Annotated in this window: 16 protein-coding genes; 6 read left to right on the forward strand and 10 right to left on the reverse strand. The window is 47.6% G+C overall.

Annotated features, from left to right (window positions below):
• Positions 1 to 336: 336 nt before the first annotated feature.
• Together JO375_RS10755 and JO375_RS10760 are read left to right on the forward strand one after the other, a co-directional pair.
• A complete protein-coding gene (locus JO375_RS10755) occupies positions 337 to 546 on the forward strand; it encodes a helix-turn-helix domain-containing protein (RefSeq protein WP_229524468.1) in 210 nt (69 codons plus the stop codon).
• Positions 546 to 1,655 (forward strand): site-specific integrase, encoded by a 1,110-nt coding sequence (locus tag JO375_RS10760; RefSeq protein WP_229524469.1) that lies wholly within the window; start codon positions 546 to 548, stop codon positions 1,653 to 1,655. The genes JO375_RS10755 and JO375_RS10760 overlap by 1 nt, the downstream gene beginning before the upstream one ends.
• Positions 1,656 to 1,954: 299 nt before the next feature.
• On the opposite strand, the gene nirD is transcribed toward JO375_RS10760, so the two are convergent.
• Complete coding sequence (gene nirD, locus JO375_RS10765; RefSeq protein ID WP_229524470.1) at positions 1,955 to 2,287, reverse strand: nitrite reductase small subunit NirD; 333 nt, start codon at positions 2,285 to 2,287, stop codon at positions 1,955 to 1,957.
• Positions 2,288 to 2,307: 20 nt separating this feature from the next.
• On the reverse strand, positions 2,308 to 4,731 hold the full coding sequence (nirB, locus tag JO375_RS10770) for a nitrite reductase large subunit NirB (protein WP_229524471.1): 2,424 nt from the start codon (positions 4,729 to 4,731) through the stop codon (positions 2,308 to 2,310).
• A gap of 450 nt (positions 4,732 to 5,181) precedes the next feature.
• Between nirB (JO375_RS10770) and JO375_RS10775 the strand changes: the two genes are divergently transcribed.
• Positions 5,182 to 5,784, forward strand: coding sequence for an ANTAR domain-containing response regulator (locus JO375_RS10775; RefSeq protein WP_229524472.1), 603 nt, complete (start codon positions 5,182 to 5,184; stop codon positions 5,782 to 5,784).
• A 149-nt stretch (positions 5,785 to 5,933) separates the two neighbouring features.
• Here JO375_RS10775 and nasC read toward each other — a convergent pair whose 3' ends face one another.
• Positions 5,934 to 8,114, reverse strand: a complete 2,181-nt coding sequence (gene nasC / locus JO375_RS10780) for an assimilatory nitrate reductase catalytic subunit NasC (protein ID WP_229524473.1) — start codon at positions 8,112 to 8,114, stop codon at positions 5,934 to 5,936.
• Positions 8,115 to 8,185: 71 nt separating this feature from the next.
• The gene (gene nirB / locus JO375_RS10785; protein WP_377570294.1) at positions 8,186 to 10,375 is read right to left on the reverse strand and encodes a nitrite reductase large subunit NirB; all 2,190 of its coding nucleotides are present in this window, start codon (positions 10,373 to 10,375) and stop codon (positions 8,186 to 8,188) included.
• Positions 10,376 to 10,791: 416 nt separating this feature from the next.
• Here nirB (JO375_RS10785) and JO375_RS10790 point away from each other — a divergent pair, with 416 nt between their 5' ends.
• From JO375_RS10790 to JO375_RS10800, 3 genes are all read left to right on the forward strand, one after another.
• Complete coding sequence (locus JO375_RS10790) at positions 10,792 to 12,042, forward strand: nitrate/nitrite transporter (protein ID WP_229524474.1); 1,251 nt, start codon at positions 10,792 to 10,794, stop codon at positions 12,040 to 12,042.
• A 265-nt stretch (positions 12,043 to 12,307) separates the two neighbouring features.
• Positions 12,308 to 14,026: an NAD-dependent malic enzyme gene (locus tag JO375_RS10795; RefSeq protein ID WP_229524780.1), complete on the forward strand. Its 1,719-nt coding sequence runs from the start codon at positions 12,308 to 12,310 to the stop codon at positions 14,024 to 14,026.
• A 504-nt stretch (positions 14,027 to 14,530) separates the two neighbouring features.
• A complete protein-coding gene (locus tag JO375_RS10800) occupies positions 14,531 to 16,294 on the forward strand; it encodes a methyl-accepting chemotaxis protein (protein WP_229524475.1) in 1,764 nt (587 codons plus the stop codon).
• Positions 16,295 to 16,383: 89 nt separating this feature from the next.
• On the opposite strand, the gene JO375_RS10805 is transcribed toward JO375_RS10800, so the two are convergent.
• From JO375_RS10805 to JO375_RS10830, 6 genes are all read right to left on the reverse strand, one after another.
• Positions 16,384 to 17,436 (reverse strand): glycoside hydrolase family 53 protein, encoded by a 1,053-nt coding sequence (locus tag JO375_RS10805; RefSeq protein ID WP_229524476.1) that lies wholly within the window; start codon positions 17,434 to 17,436, stop codon positions 16,384 to 16,386.
• Positions 17,437 to 17,525: 89 nt separating this feature from the next.
• Complete coding sequence (locus tag JO375_RS10810; protein ID WP_322098720.1) at positions 17,526 to 19,625, reverse strand: beta-galactosidase; 2,100 nt, start codon at positions 19,623 to 19,625, stop codon at positions 17,526 to 17,528.
• Positions 19,626 to 19,655: 30 nt separating this feature from the next.
• Positions 19,656 to 20,534, reverse strand: a complete 879-nt coding sequence (locus JO375_RS10815) for a carbohydrate ABC transporter permease (protein ID WP_229524477.1) — start codon at positions 20,532 to 20,534, stop codon at positions 19,656 to 19,658.
• Positions 20,535 to 20,561: 27 nt separating this feature from the next.
• Positions 20,562 to 21,452 (reverse strand): ABC transporter permease, encoded by an 891-nt coding sequence (locus tag JO375_RS10820; protein ID WP_229524478.1) that lies wholly within the window; start codon positions 21,450 to 21,452, stop codon positions 20,562 to 20,564.
• Positions 21,453 to 21,689: 237 nt separating this feature from the next.
• Positions 21,690 to 23,372, reverse strand: coding sequence for a type 2 periplasmic-binding domain-containing protein (locus tag JO375_RS10825; RefSeq protein ID WP_229524479.1), 1,683 nt, complete (start codon positions 23,370 to 23,372; stop codon positions 21,690 to 21,692).
• 138 nt (positions 23,373 to 23,510) lie between these two features.
• The gene (locus JO375_RS10830) at positions 23,511 to 25,136 is read right to left on the reverse strand and encodes a response regulator transcription factor (protein ID WP_229524480.1); all 1,626 of its coding nucleotides are present in this window, start codon (positions 25,134 to 25,136) and stop codon (positions 23,511 to 23,513) included.
• Positions 25,137 to 25,140 lie beyond the last annotated feature (4 nt).

Below are 25,140 nucleotides of genomic sequence, written 5' to 3' on the forward strand. Positions count from 1 at the left end.
ACCCTCGCAAGCTCTGGAAATAGAAAGAACAGCATGCCCGCTTGTCCTACCCTTGCGGCTCTCTGTAGGTCTTATAGCAGGGGGCTAACTGGTGCCGCTCGTCTTACGCCTACCACCGTCAAACGGGTATATGTTTGTGTCGGGTGCTGCTCTCTCTTTGTTTTCCATGTTACTAATTTACCATGTGCAAAACCTAATAGATCACAATTATTTTCATTTTACGATCAATTTTCACGTAATTTTTTTACGATTCAAATGTTTGCGAGAATACTGTTTCTTTGATAATGTAAAGATATGGTTTATATATGTAAAATAAATATTTGGGATGGTGTTAAAATGGGCTTTTCGTACAAACCGCTTTGGAAGTTGTTAATTGAAAGGGATATGAACAAAGAGGATTTACGGATTCAAGTTGGTATATCCTCAGCAACAATGGCGAAGATGGGCAAAGATGAAAACATATCGTTTGAAGTGTTAAACAAGATATGTACGTATTTCGGCGTACAGCCAAGCGATATAATCGAACATAAGGCTGGTGATCAATAATGCCTGTATACAAGAATGATGAGACTGGGAAATGGGACTTCAAAGTAAACTACAAAGAAAATGGGAAGTACAAACAAAAGATGCGTCGTGGTTTCAGAACTCAAAAAGAAGCAAAAGCGGCGATGAGCGAAATGGAGAACGATCTAAACAAGGGTACATTTATAGAACAGTCAAAGACACTCTACAAGGATTTCATGGAGAGTTTTTTAAACGATAAGAAGATGCATGTTAAGCGAGGCACTATGACTACATATAGCAGCATGATTAACAATCATATTCTGCCCGCACTTGGACACCTTACCATTAGTAGTATCACACCACGCCACATCCAAGACTTTTATAATGATTTGCATTCTAATGGGAAACTATCGGATGAAAACATTCAAAAGTGTCACACAATTATTAATGAATCCATGAAGAAAGCAGCTTCTTGGGAAATGATCAGCAAAAACCCTGTTTCGTTAGTCGAACGTCCTAAAGCTCGAAAAAAGGAAATGCAGGTATGGACCTTGGAACAGGCACATGCTTTCCTAGAAGCTTCAAAAGACGATATGTATTATATTGTGTTCCTTCTTGCTTTAACTACCGGAATGCGTAAGGGAGAGATATTAGGACTCCGTTGGAAGGACGTAGACTTCGATAAAAGAACTATATCAATCACTCAGATTATGAGTAGTGACGGGAAAGATTTTCAAGTTGGTGCTAAGACGATCTCGGGGAGCAGATTAATTCGTGTGGACTCGGAAACTATGGAGGCGTTGCGACTCCATAAAATACGCACCAATGAAAAGAAGATGAGCAACAAACTTGTTTACACCGACCTTGGGTTAGTGGTGTCAACATCTTTAGGAACACCCGTCTCCCCTCGAAACATTAGCCGCACTTTTGACAGAATAATAGCTAACTCAAAATTGAAGAAAATAAGGTTTCACGATCTGCGGCATTCACACGTTACCTTTCTTATAAAGAATAGAGAAACGCCTCAGGTTATTGCAGAACGAATGGGCTGGTCTGATACTCGCATGATCGACAATTACGCCCATATCTTGCCTGACATTCAGGAGGATACTGCTGACATGTTTGGACGATCATTTTACAAGAAAGCATGAATCATATTTTGATACGAATTTTGATACGAAAGTAGGTTCCTAGACATACTTAAACCTACTGAACATCTGTTCGTGCGAACACTATAAACCCTTTATTTCATTGGTTTTTCACCGTAACCTACCGAACGTTACTTATCAGGGTATGATCTTGACAGGGTAAGGGTCATGGGTTCGATCCCCATCCGTCCTATACTGAAAACCCCTTGATTCTACAAGGGGTTTTTCCTTTTTTTCAAGATCAAAAAGCCGAACGTAAATAAGATCGGCTTTTTGCGATGAGGCACCAGATACACAGAACTCTAGATTATAATATAGACAGCCTCGTTTTCATGATCAATTTCTGTCGGGTAAGCAGTCACACACCCGGTATCCGGTTCTCTCACCTGACCTGTGGACAGGTCGATTTTCCAGTCATGAAGCGGGCAGTGGACTGCTGAGCCGCATATCATTCCTTCAGATAACCGCCCTCCTTTATGCGGACAGCGGTTTTCAAGTGCACGGACGCTTCCGTCGCTCAGCCGGAATAGTGCAACCTCCGTATTATGAACACGAATCGTCCGGGCTCCCAGCCGATCAATATCGTTCAAATTAGCTACTCTGATTCTGCTGGTTGTCGTTGTGTTGATCTCCATGTTTTTCGACCCCCATTCCATTATTGAATTAGTTCAGGCAGCTGGACAAAGTTTTTGAGCTGCTCCCGGTCCTCAATGATTTCGCGCCAAGGATCAGTCGCCGTGCTTAATGCCTCCTCAATTCTGCCTACCAGTTGCTTTCTCGTCTCATCGCTTGCAAGCGCCTGCTTGATGGATTCCAACCCGACCCGTTCTACCCAATGCGCTGTGCGCTCGTTCCAATCGGCCTGCTCACGGTAATACTGCAAATAGGCGCCAGTCCACTCCATTACTTCATCCTCGGTTTTAACGGTGCAAAGCAATTCAGCCGCCCGCACCTTAATGCCGCCATTACCGCCAACGTAAATTCCCCAGCCACCATCGATAGCGACCACGCCTAAATCCTTGATCGTCGCTTCGGCGCAGTTCCGCGGACAACCAGACACGGCCAGTTTAACCTTGGAAGGCGCATTCAGGCGCTCAAATGCCTTTTCCAGCCGGATTCCCATGCCCATGGCATCCTGGGTGCCGAAGCGGCAAAAGGTGTTGCCAACACATGTTTTTACTGTACGCAGCGTCTTCCCGTAGGCATGCCCGGATGGCATATTCAGCTCGGACCAGATCCCCGGCAGATCCTCTTTTTTCACACCAAGCAGGTCAAGGCGTTGTCCGCCCGTAAATTTCACCAGAGGCACATTATATTTCTCGGCAACAGCGGCAATTTTTTTCAAGTCGGCAGGTGAAGTAACTCCTCCGTAAATCCGGGGCACGACTGAATATGTGCCGTCTTTCTGGATATTGGCATGGTATCTTTCATTGGTGAATCTCGATTCCTTTTCATCCACGTAATCTAACGGCCACAGCATGCCCAGATAATAATTGAGGGCCGGCCGGCATTTGCTACAGCCTTCGGGTTCGTCCCAGCCTAGCACGTGCATCACTTCTTTGACGCTCTTCAATCCCATTTCCCGGATGCCGTCAATGATCGCATCCCGGTCAAGCGTCGTGCAGCCGCATATGCCTTCTTTGACAGGCTCGCCTGTTTCGGCGCCTGCATACAGCTGCAATAGCCCCTCCACTAATGGCTTGCAGCCGCCGCATGATGCCGATGCCTTCGTGCAGGCTTTAATCTCCGCGAGACTCCGGCAGCCAGCCGCAACGGCCTCTCCAATGGCCCCCTTGGATACACCGTTACATCCGCATACAATCTCGTCATCAGGCATTTGTTCCAGCACTAGGGAGCCGCTTGTTTCCGATTGACCGGGGTTGAAGCCGAGCAGCAGTTCTTTCTCACGGCCTGTCACCGATTCGCCACTTTTGATGAGAGAAAACAACTTGGCTCCATCAGATGTATCACCGAACAGAACGGCTCCGATCAGTTGTTCATCCTTGATTACGATTTTTTTGTAGACACCGTCAAGTTCATCCTGATATCGAAGAGAACGCGTGCCCGGTTCGTCCTGATAGCACCCTGCTGAGAACACTTCTACGCCTGAAATCTTCAGTTTCGTTGAAGTGACAGAACCTCTATAGCCCGGAGCCTCTATGCCCGCAAGCCGCTGGGCCAGCACACCACCCTGTTCATATAATGGAGCGACCAGCCCGTAGGTGATGCCCCGGTGTTCTGCGCATTCGCCAACAGCGTATATGCCGGGGATGCCTGTTTCCATGTAATCATTTACGATAATGCCGCGATTTACAGGGATTCCCGCCGATACCGCAAGCTCAATGTCTGGCATGATGCCTACTGCCATAACGACCAGATCCGCTTCCAGCCCACTGCCGTCGGCAAATTTGAGTCCCTCGACACGGCGACGGCCTGTAATAGCGGCTGTCCTTTTATTGACCAGAAAAGTCATTCCCTGCTCCTCCAGCTCGCGTCTTAGCATGGAGGAAGCAGCCTCATCCAATTGCCGGTCCATAATCTGCTCGTGAATGTGAATAACCGTCACATCCATCCCGAGGTTGAGCAGCCCTCTGGCAGCTTCCAGCCCAAGCAATCCGCCGCCGATGACGGCTGCTTTTTTGTAGGCCTTCGCGGTCTCCATCATCATTTCACAGTCATGGATATCCCGGAAGCCGATAACACCATCCTTGTCTGCTCCTGGAAGCGGCAGAATGAAGGCGTTGGAGCCTGTGGCCAGCAGCAGCAAATCATAAGCAACACATACACCGGAGCGGGACCTTACCTGCTGCTTGTCCGTGTCGATCGCTATAACAGGATCACCTGTATACAAGCGGATATGATTTTCTTCATACCAGTTCCAGTCGTTGATGACAATATCCTGTAAGCCAGCTCCTCCAGCCAAGACGGAGGACAGCATAATCCGGTTATAATTCGGATGGGGCTCGGCCCCAAATACCGTAATGTCATAAGCGCCCGGAGCGATCTTCAGCAAATGCTCAAGTGTACGTATTCCCGCCATTCCGTTCCCGACCAACACTAGCTTTTTGGTGTGATTCATCAAGCCTCTCCCCTTCTACTCGGTATCCCTTAAAACAAAAAAAGCCTGCTTCACATAGGGGATTCAAAACATCCCTCCATGCAAACACAGGCTCCATTGCCGTTACATTGAATACGCCGTTGTATCCATCAAAGTATGGAATTAATAGTATTGTAGCCAATATATAATGATTCGAGCTATACGTCAACATTCCTTACGCAAAATATCATAAAAATATATTTTATCATCATGCAACATATTTATGATGTATAAAATATCACTTTTTATAAAATTTGGATTGATTTTCTGACGAGAACACGCCAAAATGGATAAAAAGCCCGCTTCCACTTGATATGTCCCAAAAAATTCGCAGGAAACCAAAATATTATGTCATATTTGTTATCAAGGAATATTATCCATCTATCATCTCATTGCTAACGATCTTTCATGTTACAGAAAGGAGGAGCCCGCTTGCGTTCCTTGTTGGTAATTCACTCCCATTCAGGCCATGTATCCGGACGTGAGCACGCCGGTTCCTCATGGCAGGCAGGACCTGAGCAACTTTTGGAGTCCAACGGATACCTGACACTGCGCTGTCGTAATGAATCTGAAATAAAACAGCTGATTCATGATGCAGATGCGGCGGTATTGAATATACCTGTCGGCAAGATCGGCATGTGGTCAGGCAGGCTGGAGCAAGCCAAAGCCATTCCACTGCTCTGGTGGTGCAGTGCGGAATCCGCTCTGTCACCGACGGAATCCTGTGAGGCCAATGTTCCTGTCGACGGTATTTTAATCCCTTCCATGGCAGCGCATGAGCTGAATTGGGTCCTCCATTTTAGCGCCAAACGCTTTTTCGAGCGCCAGCACTGGCGAAGTGAACGCAAACAATTGACCGCCCGGCTGGAAGAGCGCAAATGGATTGATATGGCCAAAGGAATACTTGGCGAAGTCAATGGTATTCCGGAAGCGGAAGCGTATGATCTGCTGCGAAAAAAAGCAATGAATGAACGCAAACGCATCGTTGATGTAGCCATCTCCATCGTCAGAGCACATCAAATGCTAAAGGCATAGTCGAAAGGGGCCTTAACCATGAACATGATTTAAATGTTAAAAGAAGTTGGACACGGAAAAAAGAGAGGCCCGGGATCTGAACTATGTTGAAGCGGAAGCTGCGTCAAAAGGCCATCTCCTGCACTTAGGGGCTGGCCTTTTATTCTATTTTAGAGCCAAGACCATTCATTTGGATCTGCACTGTTCGCAACGGTAGACAGGTGGAGAGGGCGGATGCGCACAGCAGCCGTTTTAAAGCCGGGCATTCGGCAGAACGGATCAAGGTCCGGCCGGGTTGCCCGGTTTACATTTTGTACGCCTCCCCAATGCATCGGCACAAAGATCGTATCTTCACGGATATGTGGCTTGATCCGGCTGCGCACGGTGAAGCTTCCGCGTGGTGACGTGATTTCTACCCACTCTCCGTCCCTGATATGCCAGCGCTGCGCTGTACGGGGATGGATTTCCACAAAGTTTTCAATCTCGCGGGCGGTCAGCGACGAGCTTCTGCGTGTTTGTACGCCTGTCAAATAGTGAGCCAGTACACGACCGTTCGTTAGAACCAGGGGATAATCCTCGGATGTGTGCTCTCCAGCACTACGGCTTTCAACCACTGTAAATACGCCCTTTTGATGGGGAAGGGCAAAGCTTTCCCGAAACATCACATCCGTCCCCGCCTCATCCGGTGACGGGCATGGCCAATATACGCCTCCCTCATGGCGCAACCTGGTATACGTGATCCCGTAATAATCAGCAAGACCGCCTCGACTGGCGAGCCGCAGCTCTTCAAAGATATGCTCAGCATCCTTGTACGTAAAATAACCGACCTTATCTAGCCTGACAGCGATTTGACATAAAATACGCCAGTCATCTCTGGCCTCGCCCGGAGCAGACCGCGCCGCTTCCCGCAGTAGAACGCGCCCCTCCAGATTGGTCATGGTCCCCGTATTCTCCAGATGTGATGTTACAGGTAAAACAATGTCGGCCATCTGCGCTGTTTCAGTAAGAAACATATCCGCCACAACCAACAGATTCAGCTTTTTCAACCCTTCCTCCACCATTCGAGCATTCGGACTGGATACGACCGGATTAGAGCCCATCACAAACAGCGTCTGAATTTCCCCCTGGTGAACAAGCTCCATCATTTCATACGCTGATACTCCTTTTCCAGGCAACCTGTTCGGCTTAATCCCCCATACAGATGCCACATAGTCCCGATCCGCCTTGTTCTCAATCGATCTGTAGCCGGGAAGCTGGTCCGCCTTCTGGCCGTGCTCCCGTCCTCCTTGTCCGTTCCCCTGTCCTGTAATGGTTCCGTAGCCGCATCCTTCCCTGCCAATCTTGCCAGTAGCCAGCACCAGATTCATAAAGGCGCGTACTGCCATATGTCCATCGGTGTGCTGCTCGACACCTCGGGCTGTAAAAACGATACCCGTATCGACAGTGCCAAAGGCGCGTGCCGCCTGTCGAATCACCTCCGGCTCAATTCCACATCGTGCAGCTGACTCGCTGAAATCCATACGGTTCAAATGAGTCAGCAGTTGCTCATACCCGTTGGTCCGCTTACGGATAAAGTCTTCATTCACTAATCCTTCATCCACCATAACCTTCATCATGGCATTCGCCAGCGTCGCATCTGTACCCGGCCTGATTTGCACATGCAAATCGGCAATGGCCGCTGTTGGAGTCGCACGAGGGTCAATGACGATGATATACGCCCCATTTTCCTTGGCTTGGTGAAAATAAGGCATAAGTGTCGGTTGGCATTCGGCAATATTCGTGCCTGCCAGCACAATACACTGAGCCAGCGGGATATCTGCCAGCCTGCAAGTCAATCCCCGGTCAATGCCAAACACCTTGCTGCTGGCAGATGCAGCTGCTGACATACAGAAGCGTCCGTTATAATCGATATAGCGCGTACCTACGGCCACTCTGGCAAATTTACCAAGTAAATAAGCCGTTTCATTCGTTAGCGAGCCCCCGCCGTAAATGCCGATAGCGTCAGGACCCTGTGCGGACAGCGTAGAAGAGAAACTATCGGCGACAGCATCCAGCGCCTCCTTCCACGTGACCGGCACAAGTCTGCCTGCCTTACGCATAAGAGGCCGCAATAGCCTTTCTGCATGTAATGCATGCTGATGCGCATTCATCCCCTTGACGCACAGCCTGCCCTGCGAGGCTGCATTGGGCTTCCCTTCCGCCCTATGCACAGCACGCACAACACCCGCAAGTGTCTCCTCGCCTGCGTGAACGGTCATCTTGCATTGCACGCTGCAAAACGGGCACTGTGTATCGATTCCTTCCGGTACGTGCATCGCCGTTTCCAGCTTGCTTTCCCCAGGCTGACACATAAAGTCTCCCCCTCACCATTTGCATCTTTGTATGGTTTACACAAGCATAAATGGGTTGCCACAACTGCCGCTTAACCAGTTACCCTGTCAGCATTGTAGTCGCGCAGGCTGCCCACCAATTCACTTCGAAAAGCTGTATCCAGCACGCTTTCTCGCAGCAGCAAAATATCTGTCCGTTCAATCCACTCCCACATGTTCTCCCCATACCGTGCATGATGCCGGTATATTTGCAAGCAAGCCGCAGCCATGAAGACCGCTTCTTCCGCATTCTCCAACACTCCAATCAGGCGCCCCTGACGAACCGGATGCTCCGCATGTCCACCAGCATACACTTCCCAGCCTGCCGGCGACCGGGATAGTCCGATGTCGTGGACAAGCACACCTCCGGAATACTCCGGGCCCGGACAAACCGCAACGGCAACTGGTGATGGCAACGCGCATCCTCTCCAGACAGCCAGCAGCCGTTCCTTTATCCGGGCTGCTTCTTCCCAGGCTACGCCGCCTACCAAGGCGGGCATGGAAAATGTCTTTTTCCCGCCATTCAGCCCCATAAACCACAAACTCGCAGACAGCGGTTCTCCATCCTGCTGTGTGGGGAACTGAATCGCAGCTTCTCCGGCCCATTGACTTGACACAGATCCATCCCGCAAGCCAAGGGATTCCAAGTAATAAAGCACAGCCGGACGGCATATCTCGCAGCCCTGTTGTCTGCTCCAGCCGAGGCGGGACACGACTTCCGCCGGAGTCCGGCATCGTGCGGACACCATCGCTTTCTTAAGGGAATCATGATCGTAGTGCGTACATCCGCACACGGCAACAGGATCCTGAACGGCAGGAGCAGCTGCAGTGTCAGCAATGGATGATGAGGACGAAGCATTTTTGAGCAGCGCAGCCACCAGCGGCTGACAACCACCGCAGGAAGAGGATGCCTTTGTCTTGCACTTGACCTCTTCCACGGTCTTTAGCTTATCTGCAGTGATGGCACGCAATATAGCCCCCTTGTTGACACCGTTGCACGCGCATACCGTCTCCTCTTCCGGCAGCTTGGCGGCCTCTTGCTCCGCTCTGCTTGCCCCTTTATCTTGTGATGCAAGCTCTGCAATCGTCGCGCCGCGCCGTACCATTCCAAGCAGCGAGGTGCTTTCCGCTGTATCGCCAAACAAAATAGCGCCAGTGACAGTTCCTTTGCACATCATCACTTTTTTGTAAATCCCGTGCATACCGTCATATTCCATCAGCGCCGTCTCGTTTCCCTCTTCGCGAATGTCTCCTGCTGAGAACACCTGAATACCCGCAACCTTGAGCTGTGCATACGGGACGGACCCTTCATAGGGAGCCGTTTTGCGGCCACAAATGACATGCGCCAGCACTTTACACTGCTCATATAACGGGGCCACCAGCCCATATGAAATCCCGCGGTGTTCAGCGCATTCACCGACTGCGTAAATATCAGGAATACTTGTGCGCATATAATCATCCACGATAATGGCACGGTTGACATCCAGACTGCTGCCCTGCACTAATCCGGTATCCGGCCGAATGCCGACCGCCAGCACAACCAAATCTGTCTCCAGCCTGTTCCCGTCTGAAAACATCAGCCCTCGCGCCCTGTTTCGCCCCATAATATGAGTCGTTTCCTTTTCCAAACGAAACCGCATTCCCTGTTGCTCCAGCTTGCGCTGCAGCAGACCTGCCGCAGTCTGGTCAAGCTGACGATTCATAATATACGGGGCATTATGAACAACCTCGACTTCCATCCCCAGATTCAGCAGACCTTGCGCAGCCTCAAGCCCCAACAGTCCCCCTCCAATGACCGCGGCCTTCTCATATGTTTTGGCATATTGAGTCATGGTCTCACAATCATCCACATTCCGAAAAGCGATTACCCCCCGTTTCCGGACTCCGGGAATAGGAGGTATGAAAGGCAATGAGCCAGTTGCCAGTATAAGAATGTCGTAGGGTTCCATAGTGCCTGTTTCGGTTTCGACCGTACGGGCCGCAGTATCAATGCAGCAGACACGTTCACCGGCGCATATCCTTACGTTGTTCTCTTGATACCACTCCCAGGGATGAGTGACGATATGTTCGAATGAGCTTTCATCCTGCAACATCTTGGACAGAAGCACGCGGTTGTACCCGGGGCGGGGTTCTGCGCCAAATATGGTGATTTGAAACTGATTATCCGGTTCCAGACCAAGTATTTCCTCAACACATTTGGTACCTGCCATACCATTGCCAACGACGACCAGTCTTTTCATCAACGAACCAGCCCCATTCTCCAAATAGTATAAGACAGAAAAAGCCCTTCTCCACCTCAAGGGAAAAGGGCACCATTGCCGTAAATGCCGACACACCGTTGTGCCGATATGTTTCTAAGATTAATAAATTGTGAGTATCATGTCAATATTCAATACATCAAATCCGCATTTCCATCTTTGTTTTATTCACTTTGTTTTTATGTGTTATGTATATTGACATTAAATAAATCATTTTTTATAATTTGGATGACAATCACTCGAACGTGATCATACCCGGCTAACGCACAATGTGGTGTGTTAACTACGGCAATGAAGCCGCAAATTCGCTCCGTCTGATGACGGGGTTGATTTGCGGCTTTTCATGTTCAATATGACATGCTGCAGACGAAGTACATAAATAGGAACAGGAGAGATGGAGAATGAACAAACAAAGCTTCTGGCAAAGCGGACACAAACCCACGCTGTTTGGCGCCTTCCTGTATTTTGACATCAGCTTCATGATATGGGGCATGATTGGACCTCTGTCCGTTGTCATTGCCAATGACTACCCTATGGACCCTTTACAAAAAGCCAACCTGGTTGCACTTCCGGTGCTCGGTGGTTCCCTGCTGCGGCTCGTGCTTGGCTTTATGTCAGATTATATTGGCCCCAAGCTCACCGGACAGATCGGCATGCTGGTGACGTTAATCCCCCTACTGCTCGGCTGGGTGTGGGTGGATTCGCTGGAGCAGTTGTACATGGTCGTCCTGCTGCTGGGTGTAGCCGGGGCCTCATTTGCAGCTGCGCTGCCATTAGTCAGCCAGTGGTATCCGAAAGAGCACCAGGGACTGGCTATGGGCATTGCAGCTGCCGGCAATAGCGGCACTGTTCTTGCCACCTTGTTTGACAACCGGCTTGCACAGTATTTTGGCAGCTGGGAGGCCGTTTTCGGATTGGCTATCCTTCCGATTCTCATCGTCTTCATTCTATTTAGTGTTTTTGCCCGCAACAGCCCTCACCGCCCCGCCCCCAAACGCCTGTCGCAATACGCTTCGGTGCTAAAACAAGGAGATGCATGGGTGTTCTGTGCTTTTTACGGTGTGACATTCGGAGGATTCGTTGGTCTTTCGAATTATTTGACCATCTTCTTTAATACCCAATACGGCCTCTCTGCTGTACATGCCGCCGATTTTGCAACCGTGTGTGTCATTGCCGGCAGCTTCTTTCGTCCTGTGGGCGGCTTTTTGTCTGATCAGATCGGTGGTTCACGCATGTTGACGTATTTGTATGCCGGAGCATCGATGATGTTTGCGGGTATTGCGTTCTTACCTCCGCTAGCCCTGGTCGTAGTGCTGCTTTTTGCAGGCATGATGTGCCTTGGTGCCGGCAATGGCTCTGTATTCCAGCTCGTGCCGCAGCGATTCGGAAACGAAATCGGACTCATGACCGGCATTATCGGCGCTGCGGGTGGTATAGGCGGATGCTTTCTTCCTCTGATCCTAGGACATTTGTACAAATTAACGGGGTCCTACATGCCGGGATTTATCAGTCTGAGCCTGATCACATTCTGTGCCTTTGTACTAGTCATCATCATGCAGTTGAAATGGCGCACCAGTTGGATGCGGCCTACTGTTCCAGCCGTCGATGAAACCACCCGCCGAATCGGAGAATTAAAGGTTGATGTCCATTAAGACTGCTTATTTAGTTCAACACATGAGCTTTAACCTTCAATGATATTCCATTGAGGTTAAAGCTCTTTTTGATTAAAAATCTTAAAATTCATTCAAAGCCATGAAAAAAATCATATAAAACATACAGGAAATATTATAAAAGTACTTATATAACCATTTTTCACACAACATACTTGTTCACTTGCTCTAAAATAAAGCGTATACTTGTTCACGCGATGTTCAAGGTTGAAACGAAATGTCATTTTTTAGAAAGAAGGAATTGAAAATGCGAGCTTTTCATCTTACTGAAGACGGATCTATCGAAACCAATCTAACTGGAAAAGATCTGCTTGCCAATCCACTGCTGAACAAAGGAGTGGCTTTTACGCTTGAAGAAAGGAAAGAGCTTGGGCTTGACGGGCTGCTTCCTCCTACGATATTAACCATTGAGGAGCAGGTTCAGCGGGTATATAAGCAATTTCAGAGCCAACCGGATAATTTGCGCAAAAACATTGCATTAAATGATCTCTTCAATCGAAATACGGTTCTGTACTATCGTTTGCTCTCAGAGCATCTGAGCGAAATGCTTCCGATTGTTTATACCCCAACCGTCGGTCAGGCGATACAGGAGTACAGTCATGAATACCACAAACCGGGCGGTATGTATTTATCTATTGATAATCTCGCCGCGATTGATGAAGCTTTTAAAAATTTGAACCTGGAGCCCGGCGACATCGATCTGATCGTAGCCACAGATTCCGAAAGTATTTTGGGGATTGGTGACTGGGGAGTCGGTGGAATTAACATCGCGATTGGCAAGCTTGCTGTTTATACAGCGGCCGCGGGAATCGATCCTAGCCGGGTGCTCGCAGTTGTGCTTGATGCAGGCACCAACAACGAGAAGCTGCTGCAAGATCCTCTATATATGGGCAACCGTCACAAACGTGTTCGCGGAGAGCAGTATGAACACTTTATTGACACCTATGTCCAAACCGCACTTTCTTATTTCCCGAATGCTTTGCTGCACTGGGAAGACTTAGGCAATGTAAACGCCCGCAACATTATTAACAAATATGGAAATCGTATTTTGACGTTTAATGATGATATTCAAGGTACTGGTGCGGTTACGCTCGCGGGTGTGATGTCCGGTGTTCAATTATCCGGGATCCCGCTGAGCAAGCATCGGGTATTAGTCTTTGGTCCGGGAGCTGCGGGGATCGGTAATGCTGATCAAATTAGTGCGGCCATGATGCTGGAAGGACTGTCGGAAGCCGAAGCAAAACGCAACTTCTGGGCTTATGATTACCGCGGCCTGCTTACCAATGAAACGGAAGGGCTTTTCCCATTCCAGGTTCCTTATGTACGAGATGCCGCAGAATGCCGCGACTGGGAACGTGCAGAGGATGGAACAATTCCTCTGCTTGAAGTCGTTCGCCGTGTGCAGCCGACGATTTTGATCGGAACATCCGGTGTTGCCGGGGCATTTAGCGAAGAAATTGTTAAAGAAATGGCTAAGCATACCGAACGTCCCATCATTATGCCGATGTCCAATCCGACTCCACTGGCTGAAGCAACCCCGCAGGACTTGATCCGCTGGACTGAAGGAAAAGCACTGGTTGCCACGGGAAGCCCTTTCGAGCCAGTTACCTACAATGATATCAAGTATGAAATCGGCCAGTCCAATAATGCCTTCGTATTCCCGGGTCTAGGCCTTGGCGCCATTGTGGTCAAATCGAAAATGATTACAGACAGCATGTTTGCCGCCGCTGCCCATGCCGTAGCTCAAATGGTCGATTTGTCTCACCCTGGAGCTTCTCTGTTGCCTAAAATCAGTGAACTGCGGGAAGTATCTCAGGCTGTAGCCGTAGCCGTAGCCAAGGCTGCAGTTCAGGATGGAGTGGCATGCCATCAGCCAGATGATATCGAACAAGCAGTCCGGGACGCCATGTGGGAATGCAAATATAAGCCTATTAAACATGATGGCCAGAAAGCTGTATTGATCTAAAATAGCGAGCAGCATAAAGTTGTACTTGCAAATAAGCAAAGTGATTATCTAACTGATGTCCGCCATTTTGGCGGACATCTTCATTAAAGGTTACATAACCAGAAAGAGCTTGAACGAGTCCTCCATGTTCGCCTTAAATTCAACCAAAAGACCGGTATATCTTATTATTGGGGGGCCCATTTTGCTCCCATTTATCTTATTTTTTAAATATTATCCAAAAATAAGGCATTTAAATTTATTTGAATCGGAGAATAGTATTATATCCCGTTTTGCTAACAAGCGGCGGCCTTACAGCTTTATTCCTGTGGGCTGCCCTTTGTTATTTCTAGGAATGTTTCTATCGCATGAGTAGTATATTTGTTGTTTTTTATCACCATTTCTATCACCAAACAGTAAATATACTCCAACTTTAATAAATATCTAACATTTAGAATAGAAATTGACGAAATAGATAGTAGGTAGTTCTGTAGCACTAAATTTATAATTCAAAGGAGAAGAAAACACATGAAAAACTTGAAGTGGAGCACAATGTCCTTTTTTGGTAAAAATCTATTGATCTCATTTGTCAACATTGTATTGATCGGTGCTATTCTCATCACATCCAGCTACATACTTCAAAAGAATATTCTAATCACACAGCTGCAAGATCAAGTTAAAATGTTGACCAAGAAATGGGCAAATGATGTTGACAAAGCAAAAGTACAACAGGCATTAAACGAAAGAGATTACAATGGTCCTGTTCAACGGGATTTGCGCAAATTTCTCGATTCGATTCACACGCTTTATCCCAATGTTGCCCAAGCGTACATATTCGGCACCGAGTTACAACAAGGCAAGCAAACCTCCATTATTGGCGTTCCGTCCAACTTAGTCCAGTCTTTCCGGAATTCAAAACTGAATATAGGCGATATGTATACGCTCTCTGACGCAAATGTAAAAGCTATAAATGATATGCTTGAATCCAAAGAATCGGCGTTAAGCGACTTCTACACTGACGAATTTGGTACATGGACAACCATTGCTTATCCGCTTACAGATGAAAGCGGCAAAATCACAAGTGCGCTTTACTTTGACGTAGACGCCAGTTCTGTACCAAAAGGACTTCATGAGCTGGTTGTATATGGTATTTCCCTGCTCGTTCTATTCCTTGCGTTCTTCCTGACGATTCAATATTTTCTGGTAAAACGCATCCTCTCCCCGATTCGTTCCTTAATGAAGGGGATTGAGGAAGTCAGCGAGGGAAATTTGAATGTAAACATCAAAACAGGTCTGGACGACCTTGGCATCATCAATCAAAAGTTTAATACGATGATCAAACGTATTAACGATACAATGGTAAAAGTACAGGATACGACACAAGAAGTGACCGAATCAGCCAATCAATTGCTAAATATAAGCGAACAAAACAGCACAAATACAAATGTCATTAACAACAATATGAAAGAAATTTCCCGAGGAATTGAAGCACAAACTCAAGCGGCAATTGAAAGTTCCCGGGCCATGAATGAAATGTCTACAGTTGTTCAGACCATTGCCGGAAGCTCCTCTTCTGTAGCCGATGAAGCTTATTCTATGGAAAAACGTTCTGTTGAGGGGAATCAGGTCGTACAAAAGGTTTCGGCCCAAATGGATTCCATTTCCAATTCAATGGAGAAAACCTTTGCCTCTATCAACGCACTGCAAAGCCGTTCCAATGAAATCAGTAATATCGTAAGCATCATCACTGGCATCGCCAGCCAAACCAACCTGCTGGCACTGAACGCCTCGATCGAAGCTGCCAGAGTGGGCGAGGAAGGTAAAGGCTTCGCTGTCGTCGCCGGAGAGGTTCGCAATCTGGCTGAACAATCTCAAGAGTCCGCCAGACAAATCGCCGAGCTGATTGAGGAAATTCAAAAAGAAATTGAGCAAACCGTAGAAGGTGTAAATCTCGGCTCAAAGGAAGTCCAAATTGGACTGGAAGTTACCAAACAGGCGGGTGAAATGTTCTCGGAGATTTTAAATGCCGCCAACAAAGTATCGTCGCAAATTCAAGAAGTATCCAGTGCAACGGAACAGATTTCAGCCAGTACGCAGGAAATGACCGCAACCTCTGACGAGTTGTCCTCTACCATCAGTAAAACATCTGACAGCAGCAAACAAATTGAGCAAACGATCGAAGAACAAGCCCAATCCATGGTTTCCATCGTGGAAGCCTCTGACAAGCTGTCGTCGATGTCTCGCGATCTGAAGGAACTCATTACATTCTTTAAAGTCAACCGGAAAGCCTAAAGCTCCGGCTTATCCATAGTCCAACGATAAATAACCTCTAATCTGCATGCTGTGCAGATTAGAGGTTATTTGATATTTTCGTTATTCGCCTAGTTTATAAATCCTTCCAGCGCCGAGGTTGGCTTGCCGTCAGGCTGCCAAGCACCTTTGTTGTAGCCATGATTATAGCCAGGGGTTGCTGCCGGCTCCCAATAAAATACCCCTACACCTTTGCCGGCCCCGATATTCCGGACCTTCGTTTTGATCGCGGTAATAAACGCCTTGGAAGCTGCGGGTTCATTGTAATCCATTCCGATTTCACTAATGACAATCCCTTTTCCATATTTGGCAATGAGATTATTGGCATTGATCAACGTCTGATCCACCTTGCCCTGCCAGTCAGAAGGAGACGGATACAAAGAAAACCCGATGAGGTCAAACTTCGCTCCATTGTCAATCAGTCCGCCAATATTCCAATTTAAAACAGAACCGTTATCCCCGTTAGCCAAATGCACGATCGTCTTGGTGCTGCTGCTTACCGATTTTACAGCATTATTGCCCGTGTTCACGAGCCATGCATAGTTTTTCATATTCAGTGAGGCTTTGCCGTCATCCCAGAGCATTCCATTGTTCGTCTCGTTGCCGATTTGCACCCAGTCTGGGGTCACACCCTTGCTTTTCATTGTGTTCATAACATAAACCGTGTGGGACCATACTGCATCCATCAGTTGTGTAAAGTTAAAATTGCGCCATGCGTAAGGCTTGTTCTGCTGTCCGGGATCAGCCCACGAATCGCTATAATGCAGGGTCAGCATAACGCTCATGCCCAGTTTTTTGGCTCGCTGTGCCAGTTCTGCCGCCTTCTCAGCATTCATATAACCGCTCGCATAATCATTCATATTAGGGTTTACCCATACACGGATACGTACCGAATTAATCTGGTAATCGTCTCGCAATATTTGCAGCACATCCCGACGGGTCCCTTTTTTATCCTTCCAGGTCATGCCTTGTGCTTCCATCCCTGCAACCCAGCTTATATCAGCTCCCTTGGCAAAAGCAGGGGCGGCCGAAGCCGTCCCCACCCCCGTAGAGCTGAGTGGATACCAAAGACTCGATAACAAAAGCAACACCGCAAATAATATCATCCGTTTACTTGTTTTCATAAGTCATCTCCGATCTGAATTTTGTAATCCTCATTCTCCTCTGCCCTATTCCGGAGTCTTTCGATAAAAAAAACGACCGCCACTGAAGCTTAAACGATGGCCGGTTTATGACGGTCTCTCTTTAGAACCTTGACAGCATAGTCCTGCAATTGTACTTTACCGTCTTCAATCACACGATCTTCCAGCATATCCTCGTAGCTACGTCCATCCAGCACAATCTCTTGCTGCTTATGCGTAAAATTCATGATAAAAATATAATCGTGCACTCCATCAGTACGAATCGCCGTATTTACGCCATGCGGCAACTTCACATCAAGCGCTTTGCTGATCCCTGCACGATCAATTACGCTTTGGTAAAAATGACTGTGGAACGGTCCGATGTTGCGTGAAGCGATGTAGTAAGCTTTTCCATGTCCCAGGCGGTTTACCGTCAAGGCCGGGCGGCCTGTATAAAAGTCCGAGCCATATACAGCCAGTACTTCGGCACCTTCTGTATGAATAAGATCACATAGTTCTATAGCCCCATACTCACCTTGCAGATTCAGCTCATTGCCCGCAACCGGTATTATCCGGTTGCGATCGTGATCATGAAGCCCGTCTATTTCTTCCGACCAAATGCCCAGCGTCTTGCGAAGCGGCCCCGGGAAGCCTCCAAGGAAGCACAAATCATGTTCATCCACAATGCCGGACCAATAGGTTGCGACAAAAATGCCACCGTTTTCAACAAACTTTTGTATTCGCTCGCCCACACCGCTACGTACCATATACAGCATTGGAGCTACCACAAGTTTGTACCTGGAAAAATCCGCATCCATAGGAATGACATCCACAGGCACCCCTTGCTCCCACAAGGCCAAATAATGTGCTTCGGCGGTTTCCTCATATTTTACGCCTTTATTTCGCGGCCCATGTGAGTCGTTGACTCCCCAGCGGTTCTCCCAGTCAAAAATGACTGCGGCCTCCGCGGGTACAGATGTACCGATCACCTCCTCCAGTTTTTCCAGCGTATTGCCGACCTCCGTCACATCTCCGAATACCCGGGTGTGTTCATGCCCGACGTGATCGACGACTGCACCGTGCAGCTTTTCACTTGAACCGCGGCTTTTCCGCCACTGAAAATATTGAACTGTGTCTGACCCATGTGCAACAGCCTGTAAAGACGATAGCAAATGCATTCGTGGCCGTTTCAGCTTGCTAACCTCTTGCCAGTTCGTCAAGCTCGGCGTACTTTCCATGAGCATCCAAGGCTGGCCCCCCTTAATTGAACGAATAATATCGTGCATCATGGCCACTTTCGCAGCCTGACGGCTCTCATCTCCTCCGCGATCATGCCACGTCGGATAGCTGTCCCAGGATATAACATCCAGCAGATCGGCAAACTTCCAGTAATTCAGTCCTTCAAAAAACTCCATCAGATTGGTCGCGACCGGAAGCGCAGGGTTTACTGTCTTAAGCGGTACAATCTCATGTTTGATAAAATCTGCGGTCTGATCGGTCACAAACCGTCTCCAGTCCAAATTCATGGCATGGACCTGCGTTTCACCGTGAGGGGCCGGAGATTCGACCTGGCTCCAATTGGTAACCGTATGACTCCAGAAGGCCGTCCACCAGGCGTGATTAAGTTTGTCCAGCGTACCGTATTTATCCTGCAGCCAGGTGCGGAATGCATTCTGACAATAATCGCAGTGGCATTCCCCGCCAAATTCATTGGAAATATGCCAGCCAATGACTGCTGGATGATTGGCATAGCGCTCAGCCAGCTTTATATTCATAACGCGTACTTTTTCCCGGTATACAGGGGACGTAAAGCAGTGATTATGGCGGAACCCGTGCAGGTTGCGGACACGGTTAGACTCTACACGCAGCACCTCAGGATACTTTTGTGACATCCAGGCAGGTCTGGCTCCGCTTGGAGTAGCCAAAAATGCATAAATTCCATTCTCGGCAAACGAATCCAGGATGCGGTCCAGCCATTCAAACGTGAATACGCCTTCCTCAGGCTCCAATGAAACCCATGAGAAAATACCGACAGACATCACGTTGCATTTAGCCAGTTTCATCAACCGGATATCTTCTTCGAGCACCTCGGGATATTGCTGCCATTGCTCAGGGTTATAATCCGCACCGTGCAGCATGCGTGGAACTCGCTCACTAATTGGCGGATACTTGATTATGTTCTGGTGTGTCACTGTAAATCATCTCCTTTAATCCATTGTGGTTTACTCCTTGACAGAACCGAGCGTCATACCTTTAACAAAATACTTTTGTAAAAATGGATACACAATAAGAATAGGCGCTGCACCAATGAAAATTTGTGCTGCATTCACCGTGGTTTGCGAAAGCAATTCCATTTCTTTGGGACTCATACTCATGGAGCTCATGTCTTTCTGAATAATGACCGTTTGCAGGAAGGCCGCGAGCGGATAATCCTTGGCATGGCTCAAATAGAGCAGGCCGTCAAACCATGAGTTCCAGTGGAACACCATGCTGAATAGCGCAATTGTCGCAATAGATGGCATGGATATCGGCAAATATATACGAAACAAAGTCCGAAAATGGCCGGCCCCGTCGATCAGTGCAGCCTCCTCCATCTCCTTGGGGATGCCCCTGAAAAAGTTCAACATGAGAATGACCAGAAATGTATTGACCGCGCCTGGCAAAACAAGTACCCAAAAGCTGTCCATGAGATGAATCTTTTGAATAACCATATAAAACGGAACCAGACCACCGTTGAAAATCATACTGAATACGAACAGCCATGAATATACATTTCGGCTGCGGAACACAGATGTTTCTTTGGAAAGCGGATAAGCAGCCAGGAAGGTAATCAGCAGCGTCAAACCGGTTCCCAGTACAGTACGACAAACAGAAACCCAGATGGAGTGCAGAAAAATCGGATTATTTATCGTCTTCTTGTAGGCCTCTAATGAAAATTGCACCGGCCACAGTCCAACCAGATTGGCGTCTGCTGCTGATTTGGCGCTAAATGATACCGCCAATACATGAATCAGCGGAATGATGCACATGATGGACAACAGTACGAGCAAACCAATATTAAATACATTGAAGATGCGATATGTCGTTGTTTTATGATACATGACTCTCCCTCTTTCAGCCTTGTGGAATCAAAATATGCGGTAGCCTGCCCATTTGTATGCAAGCCGATAGGATATCAGAATGAGAATCATGCTGATCACAGACTTGAACAATCCGATAGCGGTAGCAAAGCCCATTTCCCCGTTAATCAACGCTGTCCGATACACGAACGTGTCAATGATATCGCCTTTTTGGTATACAAGCGGGTTGTAAAGGTTGAAAATCTGGTCAAAGCCAGCATTTAGAACATTGCCGAGTGAAAGTGTACCCACAACAACAACCATCGGAATCAGCGAAGGCACAGTAATATGGAGCGTCTGTTTCCAGCGGCTTGCCCCGTCCATCTCTGCCGCTTCATAGAGCGAAGGATTGATACCGGCAAGTGCAGCGAGAAAAACGATAGTATTGTAGCCAAACTCCTTCCATATATCGGATACGATAACCATAAAGCGAAACCAGTTATTGTCCCCCAGAAAAAAGATGGGCTGAATTCCAAAGCTGCCAAGAATACGGTTCAAGAAACCATCTGTAGCGAGCAGATCAATCAGAATTCCACCCAGGATGACCCACGAAAGAAAGTGTGGCAGATAAACCAGTGTCTGAATGGTCCGCTGAAGTCCGATTTTGCGAATTTCATTCAGCAGAATAGCAAAAACGAACGGAACCAGCAGATTGAAAAACATCTTGAGTACCGCGATAATCAGCGTATTCCAGACGACCTGAAGACTGTCCTCCCGTTCAAACAAAAAACGGAAGTTATCCAGTCCAACCCACTCGGAGCCGGTTATTCCCAGCCACGGTTTGTAATTTTGGAAGGCCATCACGATGCCGCCCATTGGAATGTAGCTGAATACAATCAAAAAAATGATGGCTGGTAGCAGCATGATATGAAATGGCCACGTACGTTGCAGACTTCTCATTGCAGTTCCTCCTGTAGCTCTCTTGGTATACTTCAATTATAGAAGCGTTCCTACTAACGCAACAGTTCAAAAAACCAACATACATGGCACAAAAGCAATCATTTTTTTAGCCTTCATGCGAATAAAAGTGCATTTCCAACCATAAATGATAGCGTATTCATTTTGAGTTCACTCCAGTGATTTGCACTAAAAAAGCTGCCCGTTTGGGGACAGCTTTTTTAAGCATTTTAGCTATTTTTACTTTTCGACGCTTTTATACCATTCATTCACTTCTTTTGTAATCTGTTCGCCTCCGCCATTCTTCCATGTCTGCACAAAGGTATCAAAGGCCGAAATCGGCTGTTTGCCATAAATAATTTCATTGAAGGTCTGGTTCTCAATCTTATCCAGATAGTCCTTTTTAGCCTTCATGGTTGGCGTAGTTGGCCCTGTGAACTGATCTTTCATGGAGATGTCCTTCTGTTCCATCAACACTTTGGCAGCCGCAGGAGTATCTTTACCGTAGTTAACCATAACATCCTTCTCCAGACGGGTTTTCGCTTCCCCGCCGTTAGCCAAGCTTAACAAAGCTTTCATTTGAGCATCAGGTATGCGCGCACCATCACGAACCAGCAAATAACGAACAGAGTTTACATAACCGCCTGGTATTTTGTCGATCGACAGCAACTTTCCGCTCGTATCCAGATCATAATCGTAGCCTTTAAACAGCCCGTTCGACAAATCTCCATCCGGTTTGGCATTGGCAAAGTGATCAAACAAGTAATTTTCATAGGTAAAAAAAGCTTCAGGATGCTGCATTTGTTTGTTGATCAGTACGACACCATTGGTGTATTGAGTTCCATGGCGCATGGCTTTGTTGTCAGGCCCTACTGGAATCTTGATCGGCTTCCATACGGCGCTCTTCACATTTTTCACCGTATCCTGGAGCGGCCAGCCGCTCATCCAGTATGGACCTGGTATGATGCCTGCTGTTCCTGCGACTGCAGGCTCTGACGTTTTATTCTCATCCCACAAGGCGGCCTCCTGAGGAATGTATCCCTTTTTGAGCCACTCGCTCAGCTTTTGCAGACCCGGCTTCATGCCAGACTGCACGGAACCATACTCCAGGCTGCCGTCAGCACCTTTGTTCCATTGTTGCGGGAGTGTGCCATAGGCCCCGAAAATCCAGGACGGGTCTCCCATCCAAGTGTTCATGGACGTTTTGAAGCCAATGCTGAGCGGAATCACTTTGCCCGGAGCCAGCCCGTCCGGATTTTTATTTTTAAAGGCATCCATCACTTTTTCCAGTTCATCCATCGTCCGAGGAGCCTTCATGCCGAGCTTATCCAGCCAATCTTGCCGCACCCACAGCACATAATCATGGTTATAGGCGAAATCGAGTACAGGAATACCCATTTTTTTGCCGTCCCGGCTATACTGATTCCATACACTCGTATCCTGATTTATCGCCTGCTTCCAGGAATCCGAAGCGTATTTATCGAACAACGGACCGGCCTCGGCAAACATGCCGGAATCAATCATATCCTGCGCTAGCTGCTCATTCTCTGTACCCAGTACTACGACGTCCGGCATCTCCTGACCGGAGGACATAGCCAAGCGGAGCTTTGTAGCAAATGCACCATTCGTATCCGTGACAGACCAGAGTGATTTTATATTAATCCCGAATTTCTCTTTAGCCCATTTGGTCGCCACGTTATTTTCGATCGATTCGCTATTTTTAAACTTCAAAGCGGGATCTACACCCCATACAGTAGATATGGTGACTTCCGGATTATATTTTTCTTTGTATACGTTTTCAGTTTTAGTTGTGCTGCTTGCACCATCACCATTTCCCGTTCCCGAGCAGCCGGCAAGACCAGCTCCTAAAAATATAGTTGCGGCGAGCAACGACAACAGCTTTTTTTTCGAATGAACTCGCATATTGTTCCCCCTCAGAAAAATCATTTTCTATTCTTTTATTATAAGAGGGCTTTTCTACGTAGCCTATGTCACAAAATAAATATTTCTGCACCTTTCTCAACTGATCCTTATTGATCCTGTCTTTTGCTGGTACGGTCCTTACTGGTCCCGAAATTCGTGCGGCGTCATTCCGTAATGTTTTCTAAACATCTTACTGAAATACTGGGGATTCTGATAGCCCAGCTCGGTTGTAATTTCATATATTTTCTTGTTGGAATCCTTCAGCAAATAGAGCGCCCGCTCCATTCTCATTCGGATGATATAATCGCCCAGGCCTTCTCCGGTTTCAGCCTTATAGATTTTGGACAAATAGACTGGATGGAGATAAACCTGATCGGCAATCGTCTTTACAGACAGCTCCTGGCCTTTATCCTGGGAGATCAGCTCTTGAACCTGCTTGACCACGTAACTTTTGGCGTTTTGCTCACTTGCAGACCATTCTGACTTCAGCTTGTTCATCATCGAGAACACCCATTCCTTAAGGCTGGAGAACGATTGAACTATTTTTTGCGCATGCAGCGGGTCAAAGCCTGATTGGTCCATCTGCGTAATGAAGCGTCCTTGCTTGTGAGCCGTGTACATAAATGCGCTCGTTACCGTGATAAACAGCTCGTATAAATGTTCGCGGGTATAGCCCGCTTCTTCTATCTTGCCAAAGACGCGGTTTATCTTTGCTTCGGCTTCCTCCCATTGCCTGGACTCCAGAAGATGGGTCAGTGCAGGATGCACATACAGACCTTCCAGCAACTTGGCTGAATTATGAGGCTGCTCTATCTGTTCTTCTATATATAGCAATGTATGCATCCCCTCCTGTTGATTCCAATACAAGGATCTGATCCCTGTCTGATATACCGCAGGCAACTCGTTTGGAAACATAAATCCGCCGGTTACTGTGACGTAAATTTCCCCTTTTAAGTAATTGCTCACATTTTTCCGAAAGGTCTCAATCGTTGCCCGTAAAAGATGCTTCTGCTCGTCCTCGCTCCGATCCGCAAGCAAATTCCAATTTTCTTCTATTAATACAATGAGACAATCATGCGGCGCTTTACAGTGCCAAACGTAAAAATCGGGTGCAAACACTTCTTCAGCAATATTCCCAATTGCATACTCGATTAGCGATACAGAGTGGTAATCCATATCGGAAAAATGCTTGCCCAGCTGAATAAGGAGCATACGGGCACACTGTCCTGTGCGCAGCATAATTTCGTATTGTGACAGCTTGTCCTCTATTACTTGTACAGACAGATGCCGTCCAAGCACCAAATCTTGCATCAGATAGGTGCGCAGCACACCAAAATCGGTTCGGCGGCTGTACTGTAATTGATGAACCTTGTCAAAGGCTTCCCACTCTTCCTTTAGCGAATCCATAGCGGCGGACACACATTTCAAAAACTCCTCATCATCTACCGGTTTTAATATGTAATCAAAAGCCTTGAGCTGGAGCGCTTTTTTAGCATATTCAAAATCGGCATAACCTGTGAGCAGCAAACATCGGATGTGGGGCCATCGCTCATTCACCTCCACAATCAGCTCAAGTCCTGTCATACCGGGCATGCGAATATCCGTAACCAGAATATCAATGTCACAGGCATCCAGCACATCAATTGCCGCTAAGGAGGAGGCTGCCTGATGAACCCTCTCAATGCCCAGCACGTCCCATGGAATAGTGGCTGCCAGGCTTTCTGTTACATAGATCTCATCATCTACCAGTAATATCTGAACCATCGGG

It is taken from the genome of Paenibacillus farraposensis, from assembly GCF_020736845.1.
Classification (GTDB): domain Bacteria; phylum Bacillota; class Bacilli; order Paenibacillales; family Paenibacillaceae; genus Paenibacillus; species Paenibacillus farraposensis.